Below are 24,433 nucleotides of genomic sequence, written 5' to 3' on the forward strand. Positions count from 1 at the left end.
TTGTTGCAGTGCACATGGTGCGTCCAACTATAGGTGGACGCACGTACGAGTGGGTTCGGACCGGCCTGCCCGGGAGCGCTTCAGTCCATGTCGACGGCGAGGCCGGCGGTGATTCGGAGGAGTTCGGAGTACGTCGTGCGAAAGACTGTGTTCGGGTGCCCGGCAGCAGCCCACAACTCGGGGTACTGCTCGAGGGCAGTATCGATGTACGTGGGCAGGTTGGTGGGATGTCCGAGCGGAGCGACCCCACCGATCGGCTGGCCCGTCGCGGACTTCGCCATTTCCAGCGGCGCCCGCGTGAGCTTGCCTTCGAGGCGTTCGCCGGTGGTCTTCAGGTTGACCTGATGTGCGCCGGAGACCAGCAGCAGGACCGGATCGTCGTCGAGAAGGAACACCAGTGACTTGGTGATCGCGCCTACCTCCACCCCGACGGCCGCCGCTGCCTCGGCCGCGGTGTGCGTGGCGTCGGGCTGCGTGACGATGACGCCGTGGTGACCCCGTGAGATCAGTGTTTCGGCGACGTGCGAGGCGTTGGGGTGGAGGAGGCTCGTCATGAGTTCAGACTAGGACTAGTCGGCGTTCGCCACAGCTGGAGTCGGCGTCGTGTCGGTGGACTTTCGGTTACGACGGATCGTGAAGCCGAAGAGCATGACCGCACCGATCAGCGCGTACAGGAAGAGCGTCAGGGCAGGCTGGCCGACGCCGACGTTGTTGAAGTAGACGATGCTCCGGACGCCCTCGGTGCCGGCGCCGGGTGTGATCCATCGGCCGATGGCGGCGTAGAACGAGGGAATCACGTTGGAGCCGAATGCGCCTCCCGCACTGGGATTGCCGAGGATCACGAAGACGGCGATAGCCAACGGGACTGCCAGAACGCCGATGGCGGCACGCAATCCGAGTGTGAACATGGCAGTGCCGAACACCACGGCTGTTCCCAGGATCCAGAGCGGGAACCAGTGGCCCGCGAAAGTTCCGAGCACGTGTGAGGTGATGAGGGCGCCGAGGGCTCCCGAGATGATCGAGTAGATCGCGATCACGCCGGTGTGTGCGCTTGCCTGGCGGAGGGTCTTCGGCGCGCCGATGAACAGTCCGATGGCTGCCGCGAGTAGATAGCCGCCGACGACCCAGCCGACCGAGAGGTAGAAGCCGGAGAGGCCGCGGTTGTCGTGTGCTCCGACGGGGATCTCGTCGCGTACGACGAACTGTCGGTCCTGTGTCGCCTCGACCTTCGTGAAAACCGCTTCGAGTGACGTCGCGATGGAACTGCCGCCCGCGCTCGCGGTGATCAGGGTGTCCGGTCCGGCCGGGTTGATGACAAAGGCGCCCTGGATCTCGCGGTCGTTGATCATGCGGCGAGCGGTCGCCGTGCTGTCGATCACCTGAGCGTCGAGCGGGCTGCCGTCGATGGCGTTGAGTTTGTCGGCGATCTGCTGATCCATGCCGTCGGGTGTGCCCTGATCGGCGATGACCGCGATTTCGATGTCTCGCGGAGTCGGCTGATGGAAGGCGGCGACGTAGCTGAGGATGAAGCCCATCTGCAGCAGGAGCACGCCGACGAACAACGCGGCCATCACCTTGGGTGCGCCGTATTTCACCAGCAGATTGTCGTGGTGGTGTTCGTCGTGGGTGGGGCTGTTGTCTGGTGCGGCGTGTGCCGGATGCGTAGTGGTCACGAAAGAGTCCTGATCTTGTCGAAAGTAAAGAGCTTGTCAATACCCGAGGTATTGAATACTCTAGGTATCGTGACTGAATCTCGTCAACCGGACTGGACTCCGGTAACCCGCCCCGGACGTGACGTGGTGCGGCAAAGACTGCTCGACGCTGCGGCGGAAGAGTTTGCGGAGCGCGGATTCAGTGCTGCACGTCTCACTGAAGTTGCTCGCCGAGCGGGCTTCACCAAGGGGGCTGTCTACTCCAACTTCGAGTCGAAACAAGATCTGTTCGCCGAACTGTTCGCGCAACGGTCTCTCGAACTGGCCGGCCGTGTGCTCGCCGAGATCGCCGGGATGAACCCGTCCGACGCGGCGGGCAAAGGCGGCGAGGCCATTGCAACGTGGATGGTCGACGATCCGGGATGGTCACTGCTCGTTCTCGAATTCGGAGTCCTCGCCGGGCGTGATCCGCAGATCGCTCAGGCATACTTGCGTGAGCGTCGCCACTTGCGCAGTCAGTTGGTGGAGTTGATCGGCGAACGTGCCCGGGAATGGGGAGTGGACGATTCTTTCGATGTGCGAACCACCGCAATCTCGTTGATGGCCTTGATATCCGGGCTCGTCCTCGAGCACTCCGTGGATCCTGAAGAAGTTGACCAGAGCGTGATGGGCGCCGCTGTGACGGCACTCTTCGCCGGTGCAGTCGCACGGGCGGGATTGCCCGCCGTCTGAGTTGCTCGGTTGACAGGCAACAGATTTGAGAACTACCCTCTGGGTGCAGTACCTCGTTAGGTGAGGCTTCTGCACGAACACAGGCCACTGATCTCACGACGTCGAGAGACGCCCAAGGTTAGGACAGATCTCCCCGGCTTAAGGGGTGATCCAAAGTGGCTTCCCGGTTTGGATCGGGACACGTCGTGCAGTGCCAAAACTCGGACGTGGAGGTGTTTTCGCAGCTTGATGCCGGTTTCTTCCGGCGAAGGCGAGAGTACGTCGATATTCGGTTCTCCTGGCGTGTGCTGTGCGCATGCAATCGTGTGGCGTCATCAGACGCCCCGAACTTTCAGGAGGTGACCATCGTGGACGACCCGCCGAGTCGATATTCGACCCAGCCCTCTGCTCTTACCGACGGTGCTCACCCCGGTCTTTCGCTCGTCAGCCTCTGACCTTTTTGCACCCTCGGTTTCATCTGCGCGGCTTTGCCGCGTCCGCTGACGACTTTCGTTGTCGTTCAGCGCATTCTGCTGCCCTGATGCACTGACATGGTCTGATGTGTTCGGGCAGCCGAGGAGATTCGTCATGTCATTTTCCGTTCTCGCATTGCGGCCACGGCCCACGAGAAACAATGCACAACAAACACATTCAACAGTCCTGGCCAAGGAAAGCGCACAGGAATTGGTCGACTACTCGACCGCGGACACCCGCACCGTTCTCGCAGATCTGACCACGACGACCAACGGGCTTCGTGAGGATCAGATCGACGATCTTCGCCGGCAATACGGGCGCAACGACGTCCGCCACGACCGCCCGGCCCCGGCAATCGTGCAGTTCGCGGGGGCGTTCAAGAACCCGTTCATCCTGATCCTGGTGTTCCTCGCCCTGATCATGGTCGCGACCGACGTGGTGTGGGCGGACCCGGAAGACGGACCTTCCTACGAGGGGATCATCACCCTCGGGTTGATGATCTTTGTCAGTGTGTCACTGAGGTTCTGGCAGGAATACCGTTCGAGTCGGGCCGCCGAGGCGCTCAAGGCGATGGTCACGACAACAGTTGCAGCCACCCGCAAGATCAACAACACTGTGGTCACGGCGGAGATTCCGATCGAGCAACTACTGCCAGGTGATGTAGTCCAGCTTGCCGCCGGCGACATGATCCCGGCCGATGTCCGCATCATCCGGGCCAAAGATCTACAGATCAATCAGTCCATGCTCAGCGGTGAATCGATGCCGGCCGAGAAGTCGGCGGAACCATCCTCGGGGATCGACGTCGATCGACTGCTCGAAGCCGAGAACATCGGATTCATGGGTACTTCCGTCGTGTCGGGCAGCGGCACCGCCGTTGCGGTACACACCGGCAAGCGGACTTACTTCGGTGCCATGACAGCACAATTGGCGTCCAAGCGACCCGAAACCAGCTTCGACGTCGGGGTGCGCAGCGTCAGCTACCTGCTGATCAAGTTCATGCTGATCATGGTTCCCGCGGTGTTCATCATCAACGGACTGACCAAGGACTGGAGCCAGGCACTACTCTTCGGCGTCGCCACCGCAGTGGGGTTGACACCGGAAATGTTGCCGCTCATCGTGACTGCGAATCTGGCCAAGGGTGCGCTGCACATGTCGCGCAAGAAGGTGATCGTCAAGCAGATCAACGCGATTCAGAACTTCGGCGCTATGGACGTTCTGTGCACGGACAAGACCGGAACTCTCACCGAGGACCGTATCGTTCTCGGTGAGCATCTCGATACCGCTGGACGTAAGTCCGAGGACGTGTTGCGGCTCGCGGCGGTCAATTCCGTGAATCAGACCGGATTGCGCAGTCTTCTCGACGACGCGGTGATCGAAGCCGCCGGTCCCGAAGTGGTCGAGGAGATCTCGCGTCGGCACGGGTTGGTGGACGAGATTCCCTTCGACTTCAAGCGCCGTCGACTCTCCGTGGTGGTCGACCACGGCGACGCCGATCTGATTGTCACCAAAGGTGCAGTGGAAGAGCTCCTTTCGGTCTGCGAATCGGTGGAACTGGACGGGGTCACCCACCAGTTGACACCGGGATGGCTGGCCCGCGTCGACCGTCTGGTCGCGGAGCTGAACGGTCAGGGCAAGCGAGTGCTTGCGGTGGCAACCAAGGTCGTTGCCGACGAGCAGCGACGGGAATACTCCACTGCCGACGAAGAAGGCATGACCCTGGTCGGGTTGCTTGCCTTCCTCGACCCGCCGAAGGAATCTGCGGCCGGGGCGATCGAAGCGCTCGCGAACCATGGCGTCGCCGTCAAGGTGGTGACGGGTGACAACGAACTGGTAGCCGAAACCGTCTGCGGCAAAGTCGGTATCGATGTGGGAACCGTGGTATCCGGGACTGAGATCGAAGCGTTGAGCGACGAGGCCCTCGACGAGTTGGTGCAACGGACAACTGTCTTCGCAAAGACGGATCCGATGCAGAAAGCACGCATTGTCGAATCGCTACGCCGGGTCGGCCACACGGTCGGCTTCCTCGGCGACGGTGTCAACGACGCACCCGCACTGCGGGCGGCGGATGTCGGCATCTCTGTCGACACCGCAGCGGACATCGCGCGCGAATCCGCGGACATCATCTTGCTGGAGAAGGACCTCGGTGTACTCGAACAGGGAGTCATCGAAGGGCGTCGGACCTTCGGGAACATCCAGAAGTACATCAAGATGACTGCGTCGTCGAACTTCGGGAACGTGTTCTCGGTGCTCGTCGCAAGCGCCTTGCTGCCGTTCATCCCCATGATTCCCGTAGTTCTGTTGTTGCAGAACCTGATCTACGATCTCTCGATGCTCACGATCCCGTGGGACCGCGTCGACGACGACTTCCTCGCGAAGCCGCGGAAGTGGGAGACCAAGAGCCTGCGTCGGTTCATGGTGTTCATCGGCCCGATCAGTTCGATCTTCGACATCTCGACGTTCGCGCTGATGTGGTTCGTGTTCGCCGCCAACTCTCCCGAGCACGCAGCCCTGTTCCAATCGGGTTGGTTCATCGAGTCATTGATCTCGCAGACGCTGATCGTTCACATGATCCGCACCCGCAAGATCCCGTTCATCCAGTCGCGTGCATCGCTGCCGGTACTGCTCAGCACGGGCGCCGCCTGCGTCTTCGCGCTGGTGTTCCCGTTCACGTCCTGGGGTCATTCCCTCGGGTTGGTTTCACTGCCGTGGAACTACTTCCCGTGGCTGGTCCTCACTCTCGCGGCATACTGCGTCGTCACGCAGGTGGCCAAGGGAATGTTCATCCGTCGATTCGCGACCTGGCTCTAGGAGTTCACCGTGGAAATCCACGTCATCCTTGTGCGGATAGCGCTCGGGCTCGTCCTCGGTGCTGCCGTCGGGATCGAAAGGCAATGGCGCGCAAGGATGGCGGGTCTGCGAACCAACGCGTTGGTGAGCTTGGGTGCGACTCTTTTCGTCATCATGGGCGCGTACGGCTTTCAGGGGCCGGACGCTGATCCGACGCGCGTCGCGGCGCAGATCGTCTCGGGGATCGGTTTTCTCGGTGCTGGAGTGATCATGAAGCAGGGGGCCTCGGTCACTGGCCTGAACACCGCCGCAACTCTGTGGGCCACGGCCGCCGTCGGCGCACTGGCCGGCGGCGGAATGTACTGGGTCGCGGTGTTCGGGGCCGGCGCGATCATGTTGGCGAACACACTGTTGAGGCCGTTGGGTCGGATGATGGATCACCAGCCTGCCCGCACCGGACGCGAGGAACCGCCCGCGGACTACACCTTCGAGGTGACCTGCCATGGCGACGCCGAAGCTCACATCAGAGGGCTTACCGTGCAGTCCATTTCGAGGCCGGAGTTCCAACTTCGGTCAGTGCAGTCCTTCGATATCCCGGACAGCGACCGCGTGCGGGTGGTGGCCGAACTGGCTGCTGCGGAGCGTGACGACGGACTCCTGGAATCCGCCGTCAGCCGGTTGAGCCTGGAACCGTTGGTGACTCACGTTCGGTGGGAGGTGGAGCCGTCGAAGTAGATTCGAGGTCTCTGTCAGCTAGCGCGCATGTTCCTGCGGCGCAAGTGAGTTCCCCGGTGCGATGTTCGCGCAGTTGGACGGTGCAGGCTTGCCGTTCAATCGGTCGTCGACCCAGGCGAGCGCACCGGGGAGCCAGAGCATGGCGCCGAGGAAGTGGCTGATGGTGTCGTACTGGTCGTACTGAATCGCCAGGCCGGCGTCGCAGTACTTGCGTGCGAGGGTGCGGACATCGCCCGTGATCATGACGCCGTCTCCTGCTCCGACGCCGGGGCCGCCGGGTTGGGTGCCCTCGATGGTGCCGTTGGCTGCCTGCGCGATGAACATCGGAATGGTCGGTGTCGCCGCGGTGCCCATGTTGATCTTGTTCACGACATCGACGTACTCGGGAACCGTATTGGGATCGGCGTACTCGGGTTTGACCAGATCCTGCCAGGTCAATCCGGGGTATTGCGCCAGCACATTGCCGATGGACGCGTCTTCGAGTCGAGCCATGACGTCGCGTCCACGGTCGCTGAGATACTTTCCGAAATCGATGTCGTACGAACGCGCAACGCCGACGACTGCCATGCCGACAACGCCGCCCCACCCGATGCTTCCGCTCGCGTAGCGAAGGTTGTTGGCCGGATTGACCAGCACGCCGCCCTGCGCGGCACCGATCAAGTTGTCGTTGATCTCCGGTGCATACGCGGGAGCGAGGATCGAAGCCCAGTTGGTGGCGATCGCTCCGCCGGAGTACCCCATCAGTGCGATCTCGGCGTCGTCGGTGATTCCGGTTTCCGGGACATCTCGAGCGGCACGCAGAGCGTCGAGCGTCATCATCCCGTATTCGGGTCCGGCAGCGAAGTTCGCATCCGGGCCTTCGGTGTCCGGGACGACGATCGTGTAGCCCAGCGCGAAGAGCGGCCCGAACAGAGCCGCTTCGATGCTCGTGAAGGTTCCGCCGATGTTGAAGTTGCGTCCACTCGGCGTCCAGTCACCGATCGGGGTGTTACCCGCGATGGCCCGCGACGGACTGTCGTCGGGGTTCAGTGAATCGTAAAAGGATTGGTACGAAACAACTTTGTCCGGTTGAGCGTTGGCCGGGCGCAGGATCGAGGTGACGTTGGCGGACGGCTGTCCCAGGGCGTCGGTTGATCGGTAGAGAACCTGGACTGCCTGTATCGGGGTCGGGATGTTGAGCACGGTGTACGGCACGGTGCGAGTCTCGAGGACTGCGCCGGGAGCGTACGACGAGAGGGGCGTCGTGCCGTCGTAGCTGTAGAAACCGTCATCAGGGGACTGGGCAAGAGCCGGCTGTGCGAGCGCTACCGGTGCGCCGACGCCTGTCAGTGCGACAGCGAGTACTCCGACAACTGTGCGAGACAAGACCCTTGACGACATACTCGTCCTCCACATTGGTGTGCCACGCCCCACCCTGAGATCGCGGTGTGACGACCACCATATATTACTCGCGGGTAATGTGGGGATCTGTCATCTCGGGCGCCGTGTCGAGTTCTCGGCGTAGAAAGATTTCGGAGGGCTCGCCGGGAAGTAGCAAAACTCCTGCGTCGACGTATCCCATTGCGCGATAGAAGTTCTGGGCTGATTCGTCGGCGAGCGTGGAGGTGAGAACCGTCGAATATCCCGCACGGCGCATCTGTGTTTCCCAGTATCTGACCAACGCGCTCCCGATGCCTTGGCCGCGGTTCGAAGACAGGACGGTCAGCATATTCATGAACGGAATCTCGTCCCAGAACAGGCCCCAACGGAGCCATCCGATTGGATTACCGCTGTCCTCGGCGACGAGTATCCGGCCGCGTCGGACCACCGACACGAGTTCCTCGTCTGCGATGTGCGAGTCGTTCTCACGTAAGAACGGCAATTCTGTCTGCGCTGCGACGCGAATGTTCACCACACACATCAGTATTGCCGTTCAAGCTGAGGCGGTTAAGTTCGGCTTGGACAGGTAGGCAACTCCGGGAATGTGACTGGGGTCCGGCGGCAACTGCACGTAACCCGCCCGGGTGTACAGGCGAATGTTCCGCACGCTCTTGCTTCCAGTGAACAACTCGAAACTGGTGATGTGTGCCGGAGCATTCTGTTCCACGTGCTGCAGGAGGCGCCGGCCGAGGCCGTTACCCGCCAAGTCCGGAGCCGCCATGAGACGCCCTATCTGCCAAGCGGTTCCGTCCGCTTTACCTCGAACGGCCCCGACGAGCCGTCCGCTGCGCCGTGCAGTCCAGACGGTCGACTCCTGAACCCAGGCCCGGACCGTGGGAAGGTCCTCGTGGAGTGGGGGAATGTCCATGCTGTTGTTGGAGATTGCTTCCGAAACCCAGCAACAGCGTTGTAGAACAAGGATTTCCGCGGCATCCTCATTCGTTGCGCGTTCAATGACTATCTCGTCCATTGTCAGTCTTCGTTGTCGACTTGTTCGTCGCGAGGGAGATCGGACGCTTTCGGGGCAGCGGGGACCCATTCACGGAGCGGTTGAACGACTTCGGAGTAGAAGGTTTCGGCCGAACTGGTCACACTGTTGATAAAACTCGCAGCAGTACCCGAACGCTTGCTGCCGAGAGTGAAGGACTGCGTCAGTACAAATGAACTGAGTTGGCCGCCTTGACCGTCCGTCAACAGGCGTGGCGTTGTGCGAGCGGATGCAATGGTCTCGCACGTCGACGAGGCCGGGCCGGTGAACAACGCTTCGACCAACAAGTCGGCAGGAGCATTCTTCAACTGACGCAAAGCCCAGGTGACTCGTTTTCCCGAAGTACCTTCGTCGGGTGCAGAAACCGTCGTACTGCAGCTCACTTTGTTGGTTCTCAAATCAGCAGTAACCCGTAGCTCTCCGGCGGCGTCGGGGATTCGGAGGGTGGCGCTGAAGGTGCCGTCGTTCGCCAATTCGTTGACCGTCAGCGCGGTACGCGCATCCGCATCGTTGACTACCCGTCGGGGCAACACGTGTTTGACGACGACACCGAGATCTGCGGTGAACCGCAGCGCGAGGTTCCGCGCGAGCGCGATCCATGACTGAGCAACCGCCGCTGCTTTCGGATCTCCAGGACGGAGCGTTCCGGCACCCACGGAATCGCGTATCGATACCCAGTGCCGACCCATGTCGACGAACTCCGCGGCCCCGGACTTGGGATGTTCGATGTACCGGAGAAACTCGCTGAGAATCCAACCTTGCAGTGGATTGTCGATTCCGCCGTGCGAGAGCACCATCCGTGCCTCGTGGATGACTTCTGCCCAGGAGAGATGCCGTAACGCGACTTTGGTGAGCTTGCGCTTGTCCACCTCGACGGGTAATTCGCCGGCGCCGGCAGGCAAGTCGTTGGACAGGCTGATCACGACGTCGTACTTGTTTTTCTTGGCGACGTCGAGATAGTTCTCGAGCTGCTCTCGGGTGTGGGTGCCTGCTCCAGTCTTTGCCTCGAGCAAGCCGGTCCAGAGTCGACTTCCGCGGGCGATGCGCCACACCGCATCCGGGATCACCCGAGATTCACCTTTGACGTAGGGAACTTCGACGTATCCCTCGAACGAGCCGGCCGGTGCCCCCACACGGGACGAAACTGCCCGCGCAAACATGGGAACCGCTTGCATCGTGGAAACCAATGCCGACGTCGTTCGACGCTCTTGTTCCTCACCGGTTCCGACGCCGATCACAGAGAAGAGTCGTGCAGGTTGCCAGGCCTCGGACTCGGCGTGCTTGAATTCGGGTAGTGGGGCTTTCTTGGGCACGGGCTTCGCTGTTCGAACCCCGCGCTGTCGGACGGGCTTCGTGGGCGTTGAGGGCTCGGTGACTGACGGTTCCCGTTCCGATATCGGTTGGGGTGCCTCCACTTCAGGCGACCCAGCCTCCTCGACGGGTGCGTCCGCGCTCACGTCGACCCCGAAGTCTTCGGCGAGCCCGGCGAGGCCTGAAGCCCAACCTTGGCCGATTGCGCGAAGTTTCCACTTCCCGTTACGTCGATAGACCTGACCGAAGACGAATGCTGTTTCGGTGGACGCGTCGGCGGTGACGTACTCGGCAATAGGAGAGCCGCCGGAATCAACCAGCTGGAGCGCAAGTTTGCCAAGGTCGCCGAAGGAACCGGAGTCGACGCTGCCCACTAAAGCGATCGCGTCGACTTGATCGGGTACAGCAGCGAGGTGGACGAGGAGTCGCTCGTGCGGGCCGGATTCGGCTTCGCGGCGACCGAGGTATCGAACTGAGCCGTCAGCAGATTCCTGTTGGTTGTAGAAGACGAAGTCCGCGTCGGACCTGACTTTTCCGTCGGCGCCCAGAAGCAATGCCGAGGCATCGACACCGAATTCCGAGTTGTCCCAGGTGATCACGATGTCGATCTGATCGAGTTCGTCGGGGAGCTCGATGTTCTGGCCTTTGGACAGAAACTGGTCTTCCACGACTTTCCCCCTCATTACTGTGCACAGTCGGATTTCGCCTCTTGATTGTGCCGGGGTAGGTCGAAAATTGTGCGGTTTCGAATCCGCAGGGCAATTGTTCACCCGCAGGCTGAATTTGGCGCGCGGATGAACAATTGGCGCGCGGCTGTGTATTCGGAAAGTTTCAATTCAGTCATAGCAAACAAAACGCCCGCGACCGGAAAGGGTCGCGGGCGTTTCGAAAAAAGAACGTCAGACAGTTGCCGGAGTGTTCTCGTCCAACTTCGGATCGTCGTTCGCGATTCGCTTGTTGCGAATGAGGCTGCTGATGAAAGCAGCGCCGATCAAGAAGACACCGACCAGGCCGGTGATGATCTCGTTGATGTGAACGCCGATGGACACCATCAAGATGACGGCCAGAGCGCCGATGGCCCAGTGGGCACCGTGCTCGAGGTAAACGTAATCGGAGAGCGTGCCCTTGCGGACCAGGAAGACCGTGATGGAACGGACGAACATCGCGCCGACGAAGCCCAGGCCGAGGGCGATGATGATCGGGTCCGCCGTGATGGCGAATGCGCCGATGACGCCGTCGAAGGAGAAGGACGCGTCGAGGACCTCTAGGTAGAGGAACAGGAAGAAGCCGGCCTTGCCGGTGGCCTTCGCGAATTCGGTGGGACCACCGGACTTGGTGGTCTCCTCTTCTTCGCCTTCTTCCGGCAAGTTGAACAGTTCACCCAATCCATTGACCGCGATGTAGGTGATCATGCCCAGAACGCCCGAGATCATGACGGTCGAAACCTTGTCGTCGGCGGCGAGGAACGAACCACTCAGTACCAGGACGATGCCGGCCACGACGACCGAGAGCTGATCGAGCTTACCGATGCGAGCGAGGGGCTTCTCCAGCCAGGACAACCAGGTGATCTCGCGTTCTTCGAAGATGAAGCCGAGGAAGAGCATCAGCAGGAACATGCCACCGAATGCGGCGATCTGCGGGTGAGCGTCGGTGAGGATGGTTTCGTAGCTCGGCTCGCCGTTGGCGAAGTACGCGGCGTCGTCGGCAGGCGGGTTGAGCGCGAGGTCGAGCGCAGCTACAGGTCCGAGCCCGGAAGCAGCCCAGACGATCACGAGCGGGAACACCAGACGCATACCGAAGACGGCGATGACAATGCCGATGGTAAGGAAGATCTTCTGCCAGAAGTCACTCATTCTTCGCAGAACGGTGGCATTGATGACGGCGTTGTCGAAGGAAAGCGAGATTTCCAGAATCGACAGGATGATGACGAGGAACAGTGCCTCGGGTCCGCCGTAGATGAACGCGACGATCATCGCGATGATGGAGATCGCGATGGATAAACCGAATATTCGCAGTACCACGGAGCGTGGCCCTTTCTAGTTGGTCAATGCAGAGTGGTTACTGCAAGCGGTCTCTCACCGCATCCGAACGTGAAAACGGGGAGGGTTCCACAGACTACTGCGGAACCTTCCCCGAGTCAGCTCGTCGAGAGCGAAGATCAGACGTTGACGCCGTAATCGCGCGCGATGCCGGACAGGCCGGATGCGTAACCCTGGCCGATTGCGCGGAACTTCCACTCTGCACCGTTGCGGTACAGCTCACCGAAGACCATGGCGGTTTCGGTGGAAGCGTCCTCGGAGAGGTCGTAGCGAGCGAGCTCGTTGCCGTTGGCCTTGTCGACGACGCGGATGTACGCGTTGCGGACCTGACCGAAGGACTGCGAGCGAGCCTCTGCGTCGTAGATCGAGACGGGGAAGACAACGCTTTCGATCTCGGCGGGAACCGCTGCGAGGTTCACGTCGATCTGCTCGTCGTCGCCTTCGCCTTCGCCGTCCGTGTTGTCACCCTTGTGCTCGATCGAGCCGTCGGGCGAGCGGAGGTTGTTGAAGAAGATGAAGTGCTGGTCGGAGAGGACCTTCTTGTTCGAGCCTGCGCCGATTGCGCTGGCGTCGAGGTCGAAAGCAGCTCCGGTGGTGGAACGCGCGTCCCAGCCCAGGCCGACGACCACTGCAGTCAGGTTCGGGGCCTCCTTCGTGAGAGAGACATTGCCGCCTTTGGTCAAGCTGACGCCCATTCAGGGGTCCTTTCAAGAGGAGAGACAAGGCCCACTACGACGCGAAGTCGTCTTGGGAGTGTGTTTACCTCCACCACCCTAACCGCAGTTCCGGTGTGTTCGCCGTAACAGCAGAATTACGAACCGAGAAGCGAAGTGCTGGACCCGTAGGATTCAATCGTGGTGGGAAGATGGTCGGAGCGCTTCAATCGGGGGGCAAGAGTGGGGGAGTCGGTCAGTCGTGCGCGGGAGGCGCAGACGGCCATGGTTTCGGCGTTCCTCGACATGGACAAGCGGCAGACCATCGCGTCGGCAGCCGTCGACGCTTCCGCCGAGCTGTATCCCGAGCGAGGGTTGCGCGCTGCGTGGGAACCCGTTCGGGATCGGTGCTTCCAGGCTGCGTCGGACTACCTCGACACCTCCGAGCGCTATGGCAACGATCAGGTACTCCACCAGAACCCGAACGGTGCTCGGGCGGCGTTCGAAAAGTCGGTAGCCGAACTCGTCGAGGCGGCGAAGGGCGTCGACGCCTTCTACAACGGGCATCGTGCGCACCTCGAGCAGGCGACGGTCACGATGTCCGCCATTCCCGTCCTCGGCCAACAGGCCCGAACCCTGGCAAACGCCGTCCGGGAAAAACTGGCTGCCACCGATCAGCGCTATCGCGAGTACCCGTCGGTGGTGACGGCCTCCGAACACCTCGACGACGCGGTTGCAGCGCTCGACAACGCGCGCTCATCCGGTCGCGCCGACGCAGTCCGCACGCGGGCCGAGAGTGTCCGCGAAGCGGTATCGGCGCTCGAGGAAGCATTGGCAGAAGCCCCGTCGACCCAGCACCGTGCCGAGATGACGATCTCCTCGGTCTCGACCAGGTTGTCGGCAGTGCGCACTCGAGTGGACCGCCTCGACCCGGCGTACTCCGCACTGCTGCGCGAGTTCAACGCCGCGAGTTCCGCTGACCTCGTCGACAACAGCAGTCGCAGTCGAGCGCATATCGATCAGGCCGACATCGATCTCAAGGAAGCGAAGCAGTCGCTGGCTGCGGGAAACCCCGAACATGCACTGGCTTTGATGGCCGAAGCCCGCGTGCACCTCGCCGACGCCGAAGCGTGTGCCGACGCCGTGACGGACCGTCTCGCTACTCTGCGTGCAGTTCGGGCAGATCCGAGCCAAAAGGAACGTGAGGTTCGTTTCCGGCTGAAAGACGCCCAGATGTTCGCTGTTAACCAAGGGTTGGTGGCGGAGTGGGGCTCCGTACTCGATGCTCAACTAGCAAGGATCGAGCGAGCGAGTGCGTCACTGTCGGGAACTCATCCGGACTACTGGTCGTATGTACTACAGCTGGACTCGGTATCGACGTTCATCACCGAAGTTGTCGAGAAGATGCGGGCGCGAGCCGGCAAAAACTGAATGGTCGGGCCGATCGGGGGATCGGAGTTGCTCGACGCGTTGTCACAGGGGGTCGTTTCATGGACTTGATTGCGGTTACAGAGAGAAGAGAAATGCAGCACTTTCAACATCTCGAGGATGACGTGCGGGAGCAACTGTTCCTGCATGCGCCTCGATCGTTCGCGGATTCCGACGAGAGGGATCTGCTCGCGATTGCTCTGGGTGCAACTCTCTACGTTCCTGCCACCCGAGCCGGGTTGGCCGACATCGTGGTCAAGCGTGCGTCCGAGGGCGTCAGCTCGATGGTGCTCGATCTCGAGGACGCCGTCGCTGATCACGAGGTCGAATCGGCGCGGGCAAACGCGGTTGACGCTCTCGACAAGATCGCGTCCACCGACGCCGTCGGCATGCTGCTGTTCGTGCGGGTTCGTGAAGTCGCGGACATCCACAAGGTCGCCGCGTCGTTGACCGAGGGGCGCGCCGCGCTCACCGGGTTCGTCATCCCGAAGTTCGGCAGCGAGTCCGGCCCTGTGTTCCTCGACGCCGTCGCGGACGCATCCGAGTTGCTGGGCAAGCATCTCTACGCGATGCCGGTACTCGAATCACCCGCGCTTGTGCACCGCGATACTCGCGATCTCGAATTGCGCACCATCAGTGGGATTCTCGCGCAACACCGCGATCGAATCCTTGCCGTCCGCATCGGCGCCACCGACATGTGCAGCACCTTCGGCATCCGTCGCGACCGCGATCTGACCATCTACGACGTGCGCGTGGTGGTCGATGTCATCGCCGACATCGTCAACTACCTCGGGCGTGCCGACGGTTCAGGTTTTGTCATCACCGGGCCGGTGTGGGAGTACTTCGCCGATCACGAACGCATGTTCCGGCCGATGCTGCGCGCCACCCCGTTCGAGGAACATGACGCCGTCCGGTTCCGTCAGCATCTCGTCAGCCGCGACCTCGACGGCCTGCTCCGTGAGATCGCGCTGGACCGAGCCAACGGAATCCAGGGCAAGACGGTCATCCACCCGTCGCACGTCGCAGCGGTCAATGCTCTCTCCGCGGTCACGCACGAGGAATATCACGATGCCCTCGACATTCTCGGTGCCGACGCCGGGGGAGTTCAGGCCTCCGGCTACCGGAACAAGATGAACGAGATGAAGCCGCACCGCAATTGGGCCCATCAGACTGCGCTCCGCGCTCACGTGTTCGGTGTGACCAACAAGGGGATCACGTTTGTCGAGTTGCTGACGGCGTTGGTCGATCGATGACAGAGGTTGTCCAGTCCCGGGACGTTCCCTGGGCTACAGCAGAATTCGGCTTGGACCTCGTTCACGGTGATTCGTCGCTCGGGCATTCGGTGCCCGATCTGGTGATCCCGGGTCTTCGGCGGAATCCGCGTCGCGCTCACCTGCTGGTGTCCACTGTGCTGGGAAAGCACGTGCCCACCGAGCCGTCCGTGGTCATCGGTGCTGCCGACGACCTCGGCGATCTGGTGCGGACAACCCTCGGTGAGGGTGTCGACGTCGTCGTGCTCGGGTTTGCCGAAACCGCAACAGGTTTGGGTCATTGCGTTGCGGCCCGTCTGCGCGCTCACTGCTACCTGCACTCGACTCGTCGCGACGTGCCAGGTGCTACGACGCTCGCCGGGTTCGAGGAGGGGCACTCGCACGCCACGAGCCATCTGATGCAGCCGACGTCCGCCGAACTGTTCGAGAACGACCTGCCACTGGTCCTCGTCGACGACGAGATCTCCACCGGCGCCACCGCGATCGATGCCATCCGGGCACTGCACGGGCAATGCCCGCGCAGCCGCTATGTCGTGGCCTCGCTGGTGGACATGAGAACCGAGGAACACCGAGCCGCCAGCGAAGCCGCGGCCACGGAACTGGGTGTGCGGATCGATTACGTCTCTCTTGCTTCGGGTTCGACGGTTCTGCCCGACGGCCTGACCGAGCGCGTCACGGCTCTGGATGCTCCGGACCTCAATCCGATCGGTGACCGACGCGGCACGCTGTCCCGGATGGATCTGCCGTGGCCGGCACATGTCCCCGACGGAGGCCGGCACGGCTTTCTCGATGGCGACACCGAGGCATTCGAGTCAGCCGTCGAGGCAGCGGTGTCCATTCTCGGATCGTCGATCGACGCGTCGCGTGCTGTGATCGTGATCGGTCACGAGGAGTTGATGTACCTGCCACTGCGCATCGCCGCGGGCTTGGAAAGCTCTGGGCGAGCGGTTCGGTACCAGACCACGACGCGTTCACCCGCCTACGTCGTCGACGTGCCGGGATACCCGCTGCGTCGCGGGTTCACCTTTCCGGCACCGGAACTGGGCGAGAACGAACCCCGATACGTCTACAACGCGCAGTGGCCTGACGCGGCGGTCGACGCCCTTGCCTTGCTCGTCGTGGACGAGCCCGCCGATACCGATCGGTTGACGGCGATGGACGGGGTGATCGAGGTGCTGCGGAACTCCGGCACCGACGTCCTGGTCGCCACCGTTCGCGGGGCCGATCCGTCGGCGCTGCGAGAATCCAGAGCAGGAGGCTCGTCATGAACGAACCATTGGTCGGGCCCGAATTCGGTTCGTACGCGCCGGGCGAAGTGAAGTGGCTGCTCAAAGATCTTTCGCACGTGGATCTCGAAGCGGATGTATCCGTGCGCGAGAAGCGTATTCAGTCGGGTGAGGCGCACTATGCCGAGTCGCTTCCCATCGAGTACCAACCCGATCAGACATACCGGGATCTGTTCGAGACGGTGCTCGCCGAGAGCGCTCCACGGTTGGCGCGCGCTGTCGGGACCGTGATGGACTTGGTCTTGGCCGAGCGGGGGAGTGACATCACGCTGGTCTCACTCGCCCGGGCCGGAACACCGATCGGGATTCTGATGCGGCGCTGGGCCCAGCAGACCCGCGGGTTGACGTTGCCGCACTACGCGGTGTCCATCGTCCGTGGCAAAGGTATCGATTCCGTCGCACTCGATTATCTTGCGCACCATCACGACTCGGAGAACGTCGTCTTCGTCGACGGCTGGACAGGTAAGGGCGCCATCGCCCGCGAACTCGACGCAGCGTTGACGGAGTACCACGAGGCAGGCGGAGCCAAGTTCGATTCCGATCTGGCTGTTCTCGCAGACCCCGGCCACTGCGTGCGAACGTACGGAACCCGCGACGACTTCCTGATCGCGTCGGCGTGCCTCAATTCGACGGTGTCCGGCTTGGTCTCACGAACTGTCCTCAACGACACCCTTATCGGGCCCGGCGATTTCCACGGCGCCAAGTTCTACGCCGACCTCGCCGACGTCGACGTCTCCAATCGGTTGCTCGACGTGGTCTCGGCCGAGTTCGATTCGGTTCGCGGCGACGCAGCGGATTCTCTTGCTGCAGTGCTCGATTCCGATCGGACGCCGACCTGGGCCGGCTGGGAGTCGGTGGAGAAGGTGCAAGCCGAGTACGGGATCTCGACGGTCAACTTCGTCAAACCAGGTGTCGGAGAAACAACCAGGGTGTTGCTGCGCCGGCTCCCCTGGAAGGTTCTGGTGCGTGAACTCGACGCCCCGGAGCATGCACACATCCGGTTGTTGGCGCAGGCCCGCGGGGTTCCGGTCGAGGTGGTACCCGACCTCGCCTACTCGTGTGTCGGGCTGATCAAGGACATCACGTGAGCCGTGCGGACACCGCTGCGTCCCAGGTCCTGATCGCCACGGATCTGGACCGCACGATGATCTATTCGCAGGCCGCGATCGGCGGCGATCCCAGTGGCTCCGACCTGGATTCGGCGCCGAGCCCGCTGTGCGTCGAGTACTACAACGGCGGTCCGCTCTCGCACATGAGCGTCGAATCGATCGAACTGCTGACCGCGCTGAGCTCGCGGGTTCCGGTGATTCCGACAACCACCAGGACCATTGCGCAGTTCCAGCGGATCGATCTTCCCGGCGGACCGTGGAAGTACGCCATTACGAGCAACGGCGGAAACATCCTGGTGGACGGCGAAGCCGATCGCGAGTGGCGAAACGAGATCGACCGTTCGACCAGCAAGTCCGGCGCCGAGTTGCCGCAGGTTCAGGCCGAACTGGAATCACGGATCGACTCGAGCTGGGTCAGCTCCGTTCGTGTTGCCGACGACCTGTTTCCGTACCTGGTCGTCGATCTGGCCGTGATGCCGAGTGAATTCGAAACCGAATGGAATCACTGGTGCGTGACGCGGGGCTGGAACGTTTCGCGTCAAGGCCGGAAGATCTACACGATGCCCGACGCCGTGTCGAAGTCACGCGCACTGGCAGAGGTGCGCCGCAGACTGGTCGAGTCGGGTGATCTGGATCAATCCGCAGTCGTGATGTCGGCAGGTGACGGCGCGTTGGATGCGGACATGCTCGAATACTCCGATTTCGCGATCCGGCCGAGGCACGGTGAGCTGGAAGAACTGAATTGGCAACGGCCGACCGTTACTGTGACAGAAAGGTCCGGTATCGCAGCGAGCGCGGAGATATTGCGGTGGTTCTCTTCCGCGCTCGGGTAATACACGCTCTCTATGAAGGGGATTTAGTTGTCTGTATCGCTTGCCAAAGGGCAGAACGGCCCGCTGGACGTCTCGGATGTAGTTGTGTCGGTTCAGCTGGCTGCAGCCGCTGACCTGTCTGCACTCCTCGTGACGAGCAACGGAAAAGTTCGTTCCGACGCCGACTTCGTCTTCTTCAACCAGCCGACCGGACCCGGCGTGCAATTGGTGCCCAACCCGGGTGGCATTGCCTCACTCCGAGTCTCGCTCGCCGGCGTCCCTGCCGATATCGAGCAGGTTCGCGCCGTGATCACGCTCGACGACGCTTCGTCGAACTTCGGGCGCAGCGCTGCACCCACCGCTCGGGTCTCCGACGCGGCCGGGAACGTGTTGTACGAGTACGTGATCGACGGTCTCACCACCGAGTCCATCGTCATCGCGCTCGAGGTGTACCGACGCCAGGGTGCGTGGAAGGTGCGCGCCGTCGGCCAGGGGTACGCGGGTGGATTTGCCGCGCTGGTCACCGATCACGGTGTGTCCGTCGACGATGCACCCGCGCCGCCGCCGCCCACTCCGGTCGCGGCTCCGGCTCCGATCACCCCGCCCTCGTCCGTAGCTCCTACTCCGCCGGCGTACAACCAGCCGCCGCAGCAGCAGCCTTCGTACAACGCGCCGCCGGTTCCGCCGGCCCCGCCCGCGTACAACCAGCCGCCTGCCTACAACCAGGGACCGACGCCGCCGGCCTACCCGCCGGCGCAGCAGCCTGCGTACAACCAGCAGCCGACGTACAACCAGGCACCCCCGGCGCCTCCCGTGCAGAACCAGCCGCCGGCGCAGCAGCCCGAGGTGAGCCTGGTCAAGGGACGCCCCGTCAGCCTGACCAAGGGCCAGAAGGTCACGCTCCGCAAGGAGGGCGGCGTCGCGCTCACCATGATCCAGATGGGTCTGGGTTGGGATCCGATCAAGAAGAGCGGCCTGTTCGGAAGCCGTACCGCCGACGTCGACCTCGACGCTTCGGCGCTCCTGTACGCCGACGGCAACCTCGTCGACGTCTGCTACTACGGTCAGCTGACGTCCAAGGACGGCTCGGTCCGTCACATGGGTGACAACCTCACCGGCGACGGAGACGGCGACGACGAGGTCATGCTCGTCGATCTGCAGCGGGTCCCGGCTCACGTGACCACCGTGATCTTCACCGTGACCTCGTACCGCGGACACACGTTCGAGCAGGTCTCCAACGCTTTCTGCCGTCTCGTGGACAGCACCACCAACTCTGAGCTCGCTCGATACACGCTCCAGGGCGGCATGGCTTTCACCGGAATGGTGATGGCAAAGGTGTACCGCGCGAACGGCGAATGGAAGCTGCAGGCCATCGGTGAAGGTATCCAGGCCAAGCACGCAGGAGAAGCTGCGCCGCAGCTGGGACGTTTCCTCACTGCTTGAGTCGAGACTGCATAGTCGAGATGAATCCGGTTCGGCGGTAGGTGGTTTCGATCGCCGTCCGCCGAACCGGACATCGTTGTCCCCTCCGTGCGTTAACCTCATGCGGCATGTCGAGCCGTCAGTCGAGCGGCCGTGCGCGAGAGGACTTGGCACAGTAGATGATCACTCGAGGGAAACTTCTCGGTCGGGCGGCGGCCGTCGCAGGCGTTGTGCTGGCGCTCGTGAGCACCGGAATCGCGCAGGCTTCGGTGCCCCAGTCGGCACCGCCGGCAGGTTTTTCCGAGACCGGGATCAAGTACGTCGCCCTCGGTGACTCCCGCGCCTCCGGTCCAAGGCTGGAACCGATGTACCCCGACGCCTGCTCGCGTTCGTACGAGAACTTCGCGGGCAAAATCTCGCGGGCGCTCGACGTGGCCGAGTTCGCTGATGTCTCTTGCAGCGCGGCACGCGCCGAGAACATCATCGACACCCCACAGCTGATTCCGAACTACTGGCCCGTCCAGCTCGATGCCGTTCACCCGGACACCGACCTGATTACCATCTCGATCGGCGGCAACGACTCCAACAGCATCTTCCTCGGCCCCCTGTGCGTCGCTCCGGGACCAGGAACCGATCGTGGATGCCGGTACGACCCGCTCGCGAATTCCGTCGCCCAGTCCGGAATCGACCGGGCTGCCGGAGAATTGGATCGCATCCTGACCGCGGTCACGCAGCGCGCGCCTAACGCTCGCATCTACCTGATCGGAGAGGGCGGCATGATCTCCTCTCGCGGATGCTGGCCGAACATCCCGTTCTCAGACGCCGACGCAGCCTGGTTCATGGACTACTTCGCTCGCTACAACACGAAGTTCGACGAGGTCGCCCACGCCCACGGTGTGCGCACTGTCGACATTGCGGCGGCGAGCATCGCCGGCGGGCACGACGCGTGCGCGAGTGCAGATCAGCGTTGGTTCGAAGGCCTGTTCTCGGAGTCGACAGCGCAGCGCTTGCACTTCACGGACGCCGGGATGACCGCAGTGGCCGATCTAGTGGTGGCGGACCTGCAAGGCTGACCGAGAGCGCGCGGTCATGGCATAGTTCGCTGCTGTGGGTATGACTTTTGTTCCCGGACAGAACGCGCCGCTGCAGGCGCCCGTGGTGACGTTTCGAGCCGAGAGCCAGACGCCGTTCGACGTGTCGGCGCTGGTAGCGGACGCGAACCTGCGGGCATTGACGTCCGCGGACTTCGTGTTCTACAACCAACCATCCACCGCTGGAGTGCAACTCGACCAGAGCGGCATCCGGGTGGAACTCGATCGACTTCACCCCGATGCCGCGGCCGTGTTGTGCATCGTGAGCGTGGATCCGGCAGCGACGGCTGCGGGAGCCTTTCGCACGGCCGGGCTCTCCGCCACCCTGAGCGATCAATCCGGTTCGGTCCTGGCCGAATTCGCGATCCCCACCGCAGGCACCGAGACAGCGGTCATCTGCTGGGAGCTGTACCGAAAGTCCGGTGCCTGGAAGATTCGGGCCGTAGGGCAGGGCTATGCGGGTGGTCTGGCGGAACTGATCTCGGTGCACGGCGTCGAGGTCGACGACGAGCCGGCACAACCAGCCCCGACGGCTGCGCCCGCGTGGGACTCCGCGGTGGAGCCGTTGGAGGTGGGCCGCGGCCTCGAGCGTGCGTGGATGATCTTCGAGGACGCCTCGCGTTCTGCCGCTTCCTTCGTCTCCAGCAGTGAGTACGCGCTTGCTCGGTTGGACGAAGATCTGACCGCTGCCGTCGCAGATCCGTCGTTGCGGAACTCGGCAGCGGGAGTGGCGGCGCGCGATGCCGCACAGAAGCGTCACGACGACCTCGTCTCACTCGCGCGGGACAATTACGCCCGCGACAGCGCTCAGCTTGCGCACGAACTCGGTGTGATCGACGGCGTGCTCCCACGGTCGATGGCGTCGTGGAAGTCGGTGTCGTGGGCGGGAACAACTGATCCGGCCCAGATCACGGCCGTCAGCGACGGTATGCGTCTTGGCGAGCTGTCGGCTCCGGACCGCGGCACGCTCACCGTTCCCTACTGCGTCCCGCTCCCACTGCGTCGGCCCATCTGGGTGGACAGTACGTCGAGCAAAGCAGCGCTCGGTCTGATCAGTGCCGTCACCGTGCGCGTCATGGCCGCCGGCCCGATGCCGCTACTCGACGTCGTCGATCTGACCGGCTCGCTGACGCCACTGACCGACCGACTGGCACCGATGCTCGCGGGGCCGGTCATCACCGCTCACACCGAGATCTCGGCGCGCTTGCGGGCACTGGCCGAGGCCGTCGACATGGGCGAACTCGCGCGAATGAGTGGTGTCGCAGATGGCCCGAGTTCCCTGCGCCTGTTGATCCTCAGCGATTTCCCGCACGGATACTCCGCCGAAGACGCACAGACCGTCATGTTCCTCGCCGAACGCGGACCGGCAATCGGTTTGTCGATACTGATTGTCGGAGAGGACGAGTCGAACTTCGCGGAAGAATCCGTCGCCGCGCTGTCCGAGGGGTGCCAACATCTTTCGGCAGCAGGGCAGACGGAGGTTCACGATCCGTGGACCCGCACGCAATGGCACTTCACCCCGGACGTGCTCGACCCGATCTCCGAGTCGCGAATTCTGGCAGTGTTCGACCGCACCTAGTGGCCGATGGCGGATTGCCGAGCGCACAGGCAGAGTGGTGGTACGACCACGCGCGGTGTGTGGCGGCAATACTCGAGGAGACTCATGGCATTCTGGGATCAGTTGAAGGCTAAGGCTCAGGAGATGAACGGCCAGCTCAAGACAAAGACCAGCCAGTTCCAGAACAAGGAATTCAAGAACGCGAGCATGGCAATGTGCGCGTTGATCGCCGCCGCAGACGGTTCGATCGATCCGTCGGAGCGTCAGAAGACCGCCGCGCTGATCATGAGCAACGAGTCGCTCGCGGTCTTCCCGCCGGACGAGCTTCGTGAGCAGTTCGACTGGTACTGCAGCAAGCTGTCCTCGGACTACGAGTTCGGCAAGGTCGAGGCAACCGCGACCATCGCCAAGCTCAAGTCGAAGCAGGATCAGGCCCGCGCGGTCATCCAGATCGGCATCATCATCGGCGGCGCCGACGGCAACTTCGACGAGCACGAGCGCGGCGTCGTACGCGACATGTGTTTTGCAGTCGGAATCTCTCCGGCCGAGTTCGACCTCTGATCGATTCAGGGCATGAAAGCGGGTGCGGCGCGAAAGCGCCGCACCCGCTTTTCTTTTCAGTACTCGGGATAACCGTCCTCGGGCCCGAGCATGCGCTCGATTCTCGTCCGCGTGATCTTGGCGAGCTCGTCGACGCAGACCTTGCGCTCGACGGACCGTTCGTTGGACATGCGCTGGCCGATGTTCTCGAGCAGGTCGTCGGCGTCGTGGCCGTGCGAACACCACAGATACCGGAAGCCGAAGTTTCGCTCGTACTCCTCGCCGGCGCGATAGATGGTTGCCATGACGGCGTCGTCCGGAACCCAGATCGAGCATTGCTCGAGGTGGGACGGCACGCTGTTCTTGCGCACGCCTACGGGTGGATGGCACTGCAATGCTCGCTCGACGTCCTCGTCCGAGAGGTTGAGAATCGCGTCCTCGGCTCGCGAGAGGATCTCCGCGTGATCGGCAAACGGCCGCCCGTCGCTGACCCATCCGGCCCACGTCAGAGAGCAGCAGCACTCGAACAATGCGTGAACCGCCTTCTGACGCGGTAGTTCGTTGAAGCGCTCCAACCCGATCGATTGATGTAGCAGCATGTGACCTCCCGGCCCGTTGTGCCTTCAGGCGCGCTCGACATGCCGCGCAGTAACCAGATGCGCGGCCAATTCGATAATCCGCCGCTTCACCTGGGAAAGGAAGGTTTGCTCACCGAGTTTTCAGGTTCTTAACGCGGCGTAACGAGCTGACCCACACAACGCAGGAACCCCACGGGCGGCAACCGGGGCGTATCCAGCTAGGCGCTTTGTTCGCAGCTCTCGCGGTTGCGATTGGCGGCGATTTGTCCCGCTGGTGACATCGATTTGATTCGAAGTCGACCCAGTGGACAGCTGGCCAGGCTCTCTAATCGCGCGCAATTCGGGAGTCAGTGTCAATCTTCGAAGTTCGTGATTTGGCTGTGGAATGTCCAGTTGCCGACGTCTCGGTGTGCACAGAGTTCACTCAGAAGTGAGTGCGTCCGCTAGATGATGTAATTGCCTCCGTGTCTCAGCCTTTCGTGCTGCACGAGACCAAACCTAAGCGCACGGCACTCGTTTCAAGAACCTTCTGCCGATCAGGGAGTTTGGCTGTCCAGGGGAGAAGCCCG

21 protein-coding genes and 1 riboswitch are annotated in these 24,433 nt (G+C 62.5%); of the genes, 12 read left to right on the plus strand and 9 right to left on the minus strand.

Annotated features, from left to right (window positions below):
• Positions 1–80: 80 nt before the first annotated feature.
• Together ACSW29_RS04700 and ACSW29_RS04705 are read right to left on the minus strand one after the other, a co-directional pair.
• The gene (locus ACSW29_RS04700) at positions 81–554 is read right to left on the minus strand and encodes a YbaK/EbsC family protein (RefSeq protein ID WP_317827642.1); all 474 of its coding nucleotides are present in this window, start codon (positions 552–554) and stop codon (positions 81–83) included.
• Positions 555–569: 15 nt separating this feature from the next.
• On the minus strand, positions 570–1,673 hold the full coding sequence (locus ACSW29_RS04705) for a hypothetical protein (RefSeq protein ID WP_317827641.1): 1,104 nt from the start codon (positions 1,671–1,673) through the stop codon (positions 570–572).
• 126 nt (positions 1,674–1,799) lie between these two features.
• On the opposite strand from ACSW29_RS04705, the gene ACSW29_RS04710 reads away from it, so the two are divergent.
• The 3 genes from ACSW29_RS04710 (at position 1,800) to ACSW29_RS04720 (ending at position 6,359) form a co-directional block, all read left to right on the plus strand.
• Entirely contained in the window at positions 1,800–2,384 is a 585-nt protein-coding gene (locus tag ACSW29_RS04710) for a TetR/AcrR family transcriptional regulator (RefSeq protein ID WP_054187932.1), read from the plus strand.
• A gap of 45 nt (positions 2,385–2,429) precedes the next feature.
• Positions 2,430–2,603, plus strand: a riboswitch (M-box (ykoK) riboswitch).
• Between the two features lie 348 nt (positions 2,604–2,951).
• Positions 2,952–5,645 carry a magnesium-translocating P-type ATPase gene (gene mgtA, locus ACSW29_RS04715; protein WP_448276666.1) on the plus strand — a complete coding sequence of 898 codons (2,694 nt, stop codon included), beginning with the start codon at positions 2,952–2,954 and terminating at the stop codon, positions 5,643–5,645.
• 9 nt (positions 5,646–5,654) lie between these two features.
• Positions 5,655–6,359: an MgtC/SapB family protein gene (locus tag ACSW29_RS04720; protein WP_003941187.1), complete on the plus strand. Its 705-nt coding sequence runs from the start codon at positions 5,655–5,657 to the stop codon at positions 6,357–6,359.
• Positions 6,360–6,377: 18 nt separating this feature from the next.
• Here the strand turns inward: ACSW29_RS04720 and ACSW29_RS04725 are convergent, their stop codons facing one another.
• The 6 genes from ACSW29_RS04725 to ACSW29_RS04750 all read right to left on the minus strand — a co-directional run bounded on the left by ACSW29_RS04725 (position 6,378) and on the right by ACSW29_RS04750 (position 12,811).
• On the minus strand, positions 6,378–7,739 hold the full coding sequence (locus tag ACSW29_RS04725) for a lipase family protein (RefSeq protein ID WP_448276667.1): 1,362 nt from the start codon (positions 7,737–7,739) through the stop codon (positions 6,378–6,380).
• A gap of 64 nt (positions 7,740–7,803) precedes the next feature.
• Positions 7,804–8,253: a GNAT family N-acetyltransferase gene (locus ACSW29_RS04730; RefSeq protein ID WP_448276668.1), complete on the minus strand. Its 450-nt coding sequence runs from the start codon at positions 8,251–8,253 to the stop codon at positions 7,804–7,806.
• Positions 8,254–8,271: 18 nt separating this feature from the next.
• Positions 8,272–8,646 carry a GNAT family N-acetyltransferase gene (locus ACSW29_RS04735; RefSeq protein ID WP_448276670.1) on the minus strand — a complete coding sequence of 125 codons (375 nt, stop codon included), beginning with the start codon at positions 8,644–8,646 and terminating at the stop codon, positions 8,272–8,274.
• A 104-nt stretch (positions 8,647–8,750) separates the two neighbouring features.
• Positions 8,751–10,745, minus strand: a complete 1,995-nt coding sequence (locus tag ACSW29_RS04740) for a TerD family protein (RefSeq protein WP_448276671.1) — start codon at positions 10,743–10,745, stop codon at positions 8,751–8,753.
• A gap of 231 nt (positions 10,746–10,976) precedes the next feature.
• Positions 10,977–12,098 (minus strand): DUF475 domain-containing protein, encoded by a 1,122-nt coding sequence (locus ACSW29_RS04745; RefSeq protein WP_317827636.1) that lies wholly within the window; start codon positions 12,096–12,098, stop codon positions 10,977–10,979.
• Positions 12,099–12,235: 137 nt separating this feature from the next.
• Positions 12,236–12,811, minus strand: a complete 576-nt coding sequence (locus ACSW29_RS04750; RefSeq protein WP_020906049.1) for a TerD family protein — start codon at positions 12,809–12,811, stop codon at positions 12,236–12,238.
• Positions 12,812–13,054: 243 nt separating this feature from the next.
• Here ACSW29_RS04750 and ACSW29_RS04755 point away from each other — a divergent pair, with 243 nt between their 5' ends.
• The 9 genes from ACSW29_RS04755 to ACSW29_RS04795 all read left to right on the plus strand — a co-directional run bounded on the left by ACSW29_RS04755 (position 13,055) and on the right by ACSW29_RS04795 (position 23,307).
• A complete protein-coding gene (locus ACSW29_RS04755) occupies positions 13,055–14,200 on the plus strand; it encodes a hypothetical protein (protein ID WP_007727045.1) in 1,146 nt (381 codons plus the stop codon).
• A gap of 92 nt (positions 14,201–14,292) precedes the next feature.
• Positions 14,293–15,450 (plus strand): HpcH/HpaI aldolase/citrate lyase family protein, encoded by a 1,158-nt coding sequence (locus ACSW29_RS04760; RefSeq protein WP_042950575.1) that lies wholly within the window; start codon positions 14,293–14,295, stop codon positions 15,448–15,450.
• Positions 15,447–16,736 (plus strand): phosphoribosyltransferase family protein, encoded by a 1,290-nt coding sequence (locus ACSW29_RS04765; RefSeq protein ID WP_030534831.1) that lies wholly within the window; start codon positions 15,447–15,449, stop codon positions 16,734–16,736. The genes ACSW29_RS04760 and ACSW29_RS04765 overlap by 4 nt, the downstream gene beginning before the upstream one ends.
• Entirely contained in the window at positions 16,733–17,842 is a 1,110-nt protein-coding gene (locus ACSW29_RS04770; RefSeq protein ID WP_428691446.1) for a cysteine protease StiP family protein, read from the plus strand. Before ACSW29_RS04765 ends, ACSW29_RS04770 begins: the two co-directional genes overlap by 4 nt.
• Positions 17,839–18,696, plus strand: coding sequence for a hypothetical protein (locus ACSW29_RS04775; RefSeq protein ID WP_020968322.1), 858 nt, complete (start codon positions 17,839–17,841; stop codon positions 18,694–18,696). The genes ACSW29_RS04770 and ACSW29_RS04775 overlap by 4 nt, the downstream gene beginning before the upstream one ends.
• Before the next feature lie 27 nt (positions 18,697–18,723).
• On the plus strand, positions 18,724–20,118 hold the full coding sequence (locus ACSW29_RS04780) for a TerD family protein (RefSeq protein WP_019746739.1): 1,395 nt from the start codon (positions 18,724–18,726) through the stop codon (positions 20,116–20,118).
• A gap of 158 nt (positions 20,119–20,276) precedes the next feature.
• A complete protein-coding gene (locus ACSW29_RS04785) occupies positions 20,277–21,170 on the plus strand; it encodes an SGNH/GDSL hydrolase family protein (RefSeq protein ID WP_020906054.1) in 894 nt (297 codons plus the stop codon).
• A 40-nt stretch (positions 21,171–21,210) separates the two neighbouring features.
• Positions 21,211–22,767: a TerD family protein gene (locus ACSW29_RS04790; protein ID WP_448276673.1), complete on the plus strand. Its 1,557-nt coding sequence runs from the start codon at positions 21,211–21,213 to the stop codon at positions 22,765–22,767.
• Between the two features lie 84 nt (positions 22,768–22,851).
• The gene (locus ACSW29_RS04795) at positions 22,852–23,307 is read left to right on the plus strand and encodes a tellurite resistance TerB family protein (RefSeq protein WP_003941110.1); all 456 of its coding nucleotides are present in this window, start codon (positions 22,852–22,854) and stop codon (positions 23,305–23,307) included.
• Between the two features lie 56 nt (positions 23,308–23,363).
• On the opposite strand, the gene ACSW29_RS04800 is transcribed toward ACSW29_RS04795, so the two are convergent.
• Positions 23,364–23,885 (minus strand): 2-oxo-4-hydroxy-4-carboxy-5-ureidoimidazoline decarboxylase, encoded by a 522-nt coding sequence (locus ACSW29_RS04800; protein ID WP_007727034.1) that lies wholly within the window; start codon positions 23,883–23,885, stop codon positions 23,364–23,366.
• Positions 23,886–24,433: the final 548 nt, after the last annotated feature.

Source organism: Rhodococcus sp. GB-02 (assembly GCF_053470465.1).

Coding starts and splice junctions, on each gene's coding strand:
- ACSW29_RS04700 (WP_317827642.1), bottom strand. CDS start 554: ATGACGAGCCTCCTCCACCCCAACGCCTCGCACGTCGCCGAAACACTG.
- mgtA (WP_448276666.1), top strand. CDS start 2,952: ATGTCATTTTCCGTTCTCGCATTGCGGCCACGGCCCACGAGAAACAAT.
- ACSW29_RS04725 (WP_448276667.1), bottom strand. CDS start 7,739: ATGTCGTCAAGGGTCTTGTCTCGCACAGTTGTCGGAGTACTCGCTGTC.
- ACSW29_RS04735 (WP_448276670.1), bottom strand. CDS start 8,646: ATGGACATTCCCCCACTCCACGAGGACCTTCCCACGGTCCGGGCCTGG.
- ACSW29_RS04750 (WP_020906049.1), bottom strand. CDS start 12,811: ATGGGCGTCAGCTTGACCAAAGGCGGCAATGTCTCTCTCACGAAGGAG.
- ACSW29_RS04755 (WP_007727045.1), top strand. CDS start 13,055: ATGGTTTCGGCGTTCCTCGACATGGACAAGCGGCAGACCATCGCGTCG.
- ACSW29_RS04760 (WP_042950575.1), top strand. CDS start 14,293: ATGCAGCACTTTCAACATCTCGAGGATGACGTGCGGGAGCAACTGTTC.
- ACSW29_RS04765 (WP_030534831.1), top strand. CDS start 15,447: ATGACAGAGGTTGTCCAGTCCCGGGACGTTCCCTGGGCTACAGCAGAA.
- ACSW29_RS04770 (WP_428691446.1), top strand. CDS start 16,733: ATGAACGAACCATTGGTCGGGCCCGAATTCGGTTCGTACGCGCCGGGC.
- ACSW29_RS04785 (WP_020906054.1), top strand. CDS start 20,277: ATGATCACTCGAGGGAAACTTCTCGGTCGGGCGGCGGCCGTCGCAGGC.
- ACSW29_RS04790 (WP_448276673.1), top strand. CDS start 21,211: ATGACTTTTGTTCCCGGACAGAACGCGCCGCTGCAGGCGCCCGTGGTG.
- ACSW29_RS04795 (WP_003941110.1), top strand. CDS start 22,852: ATGGCATTCTGGGATCAGTTGAAGGCTAAGGCTCAGGAGATGAACGGC.
- ACSW29_RS04800 (WP_007727034.1), bottom strand. CDS start 23,885: ATGCTGCTACATCAATCGATCGGGTTGGAGCGCTTCAACGAACTACCG.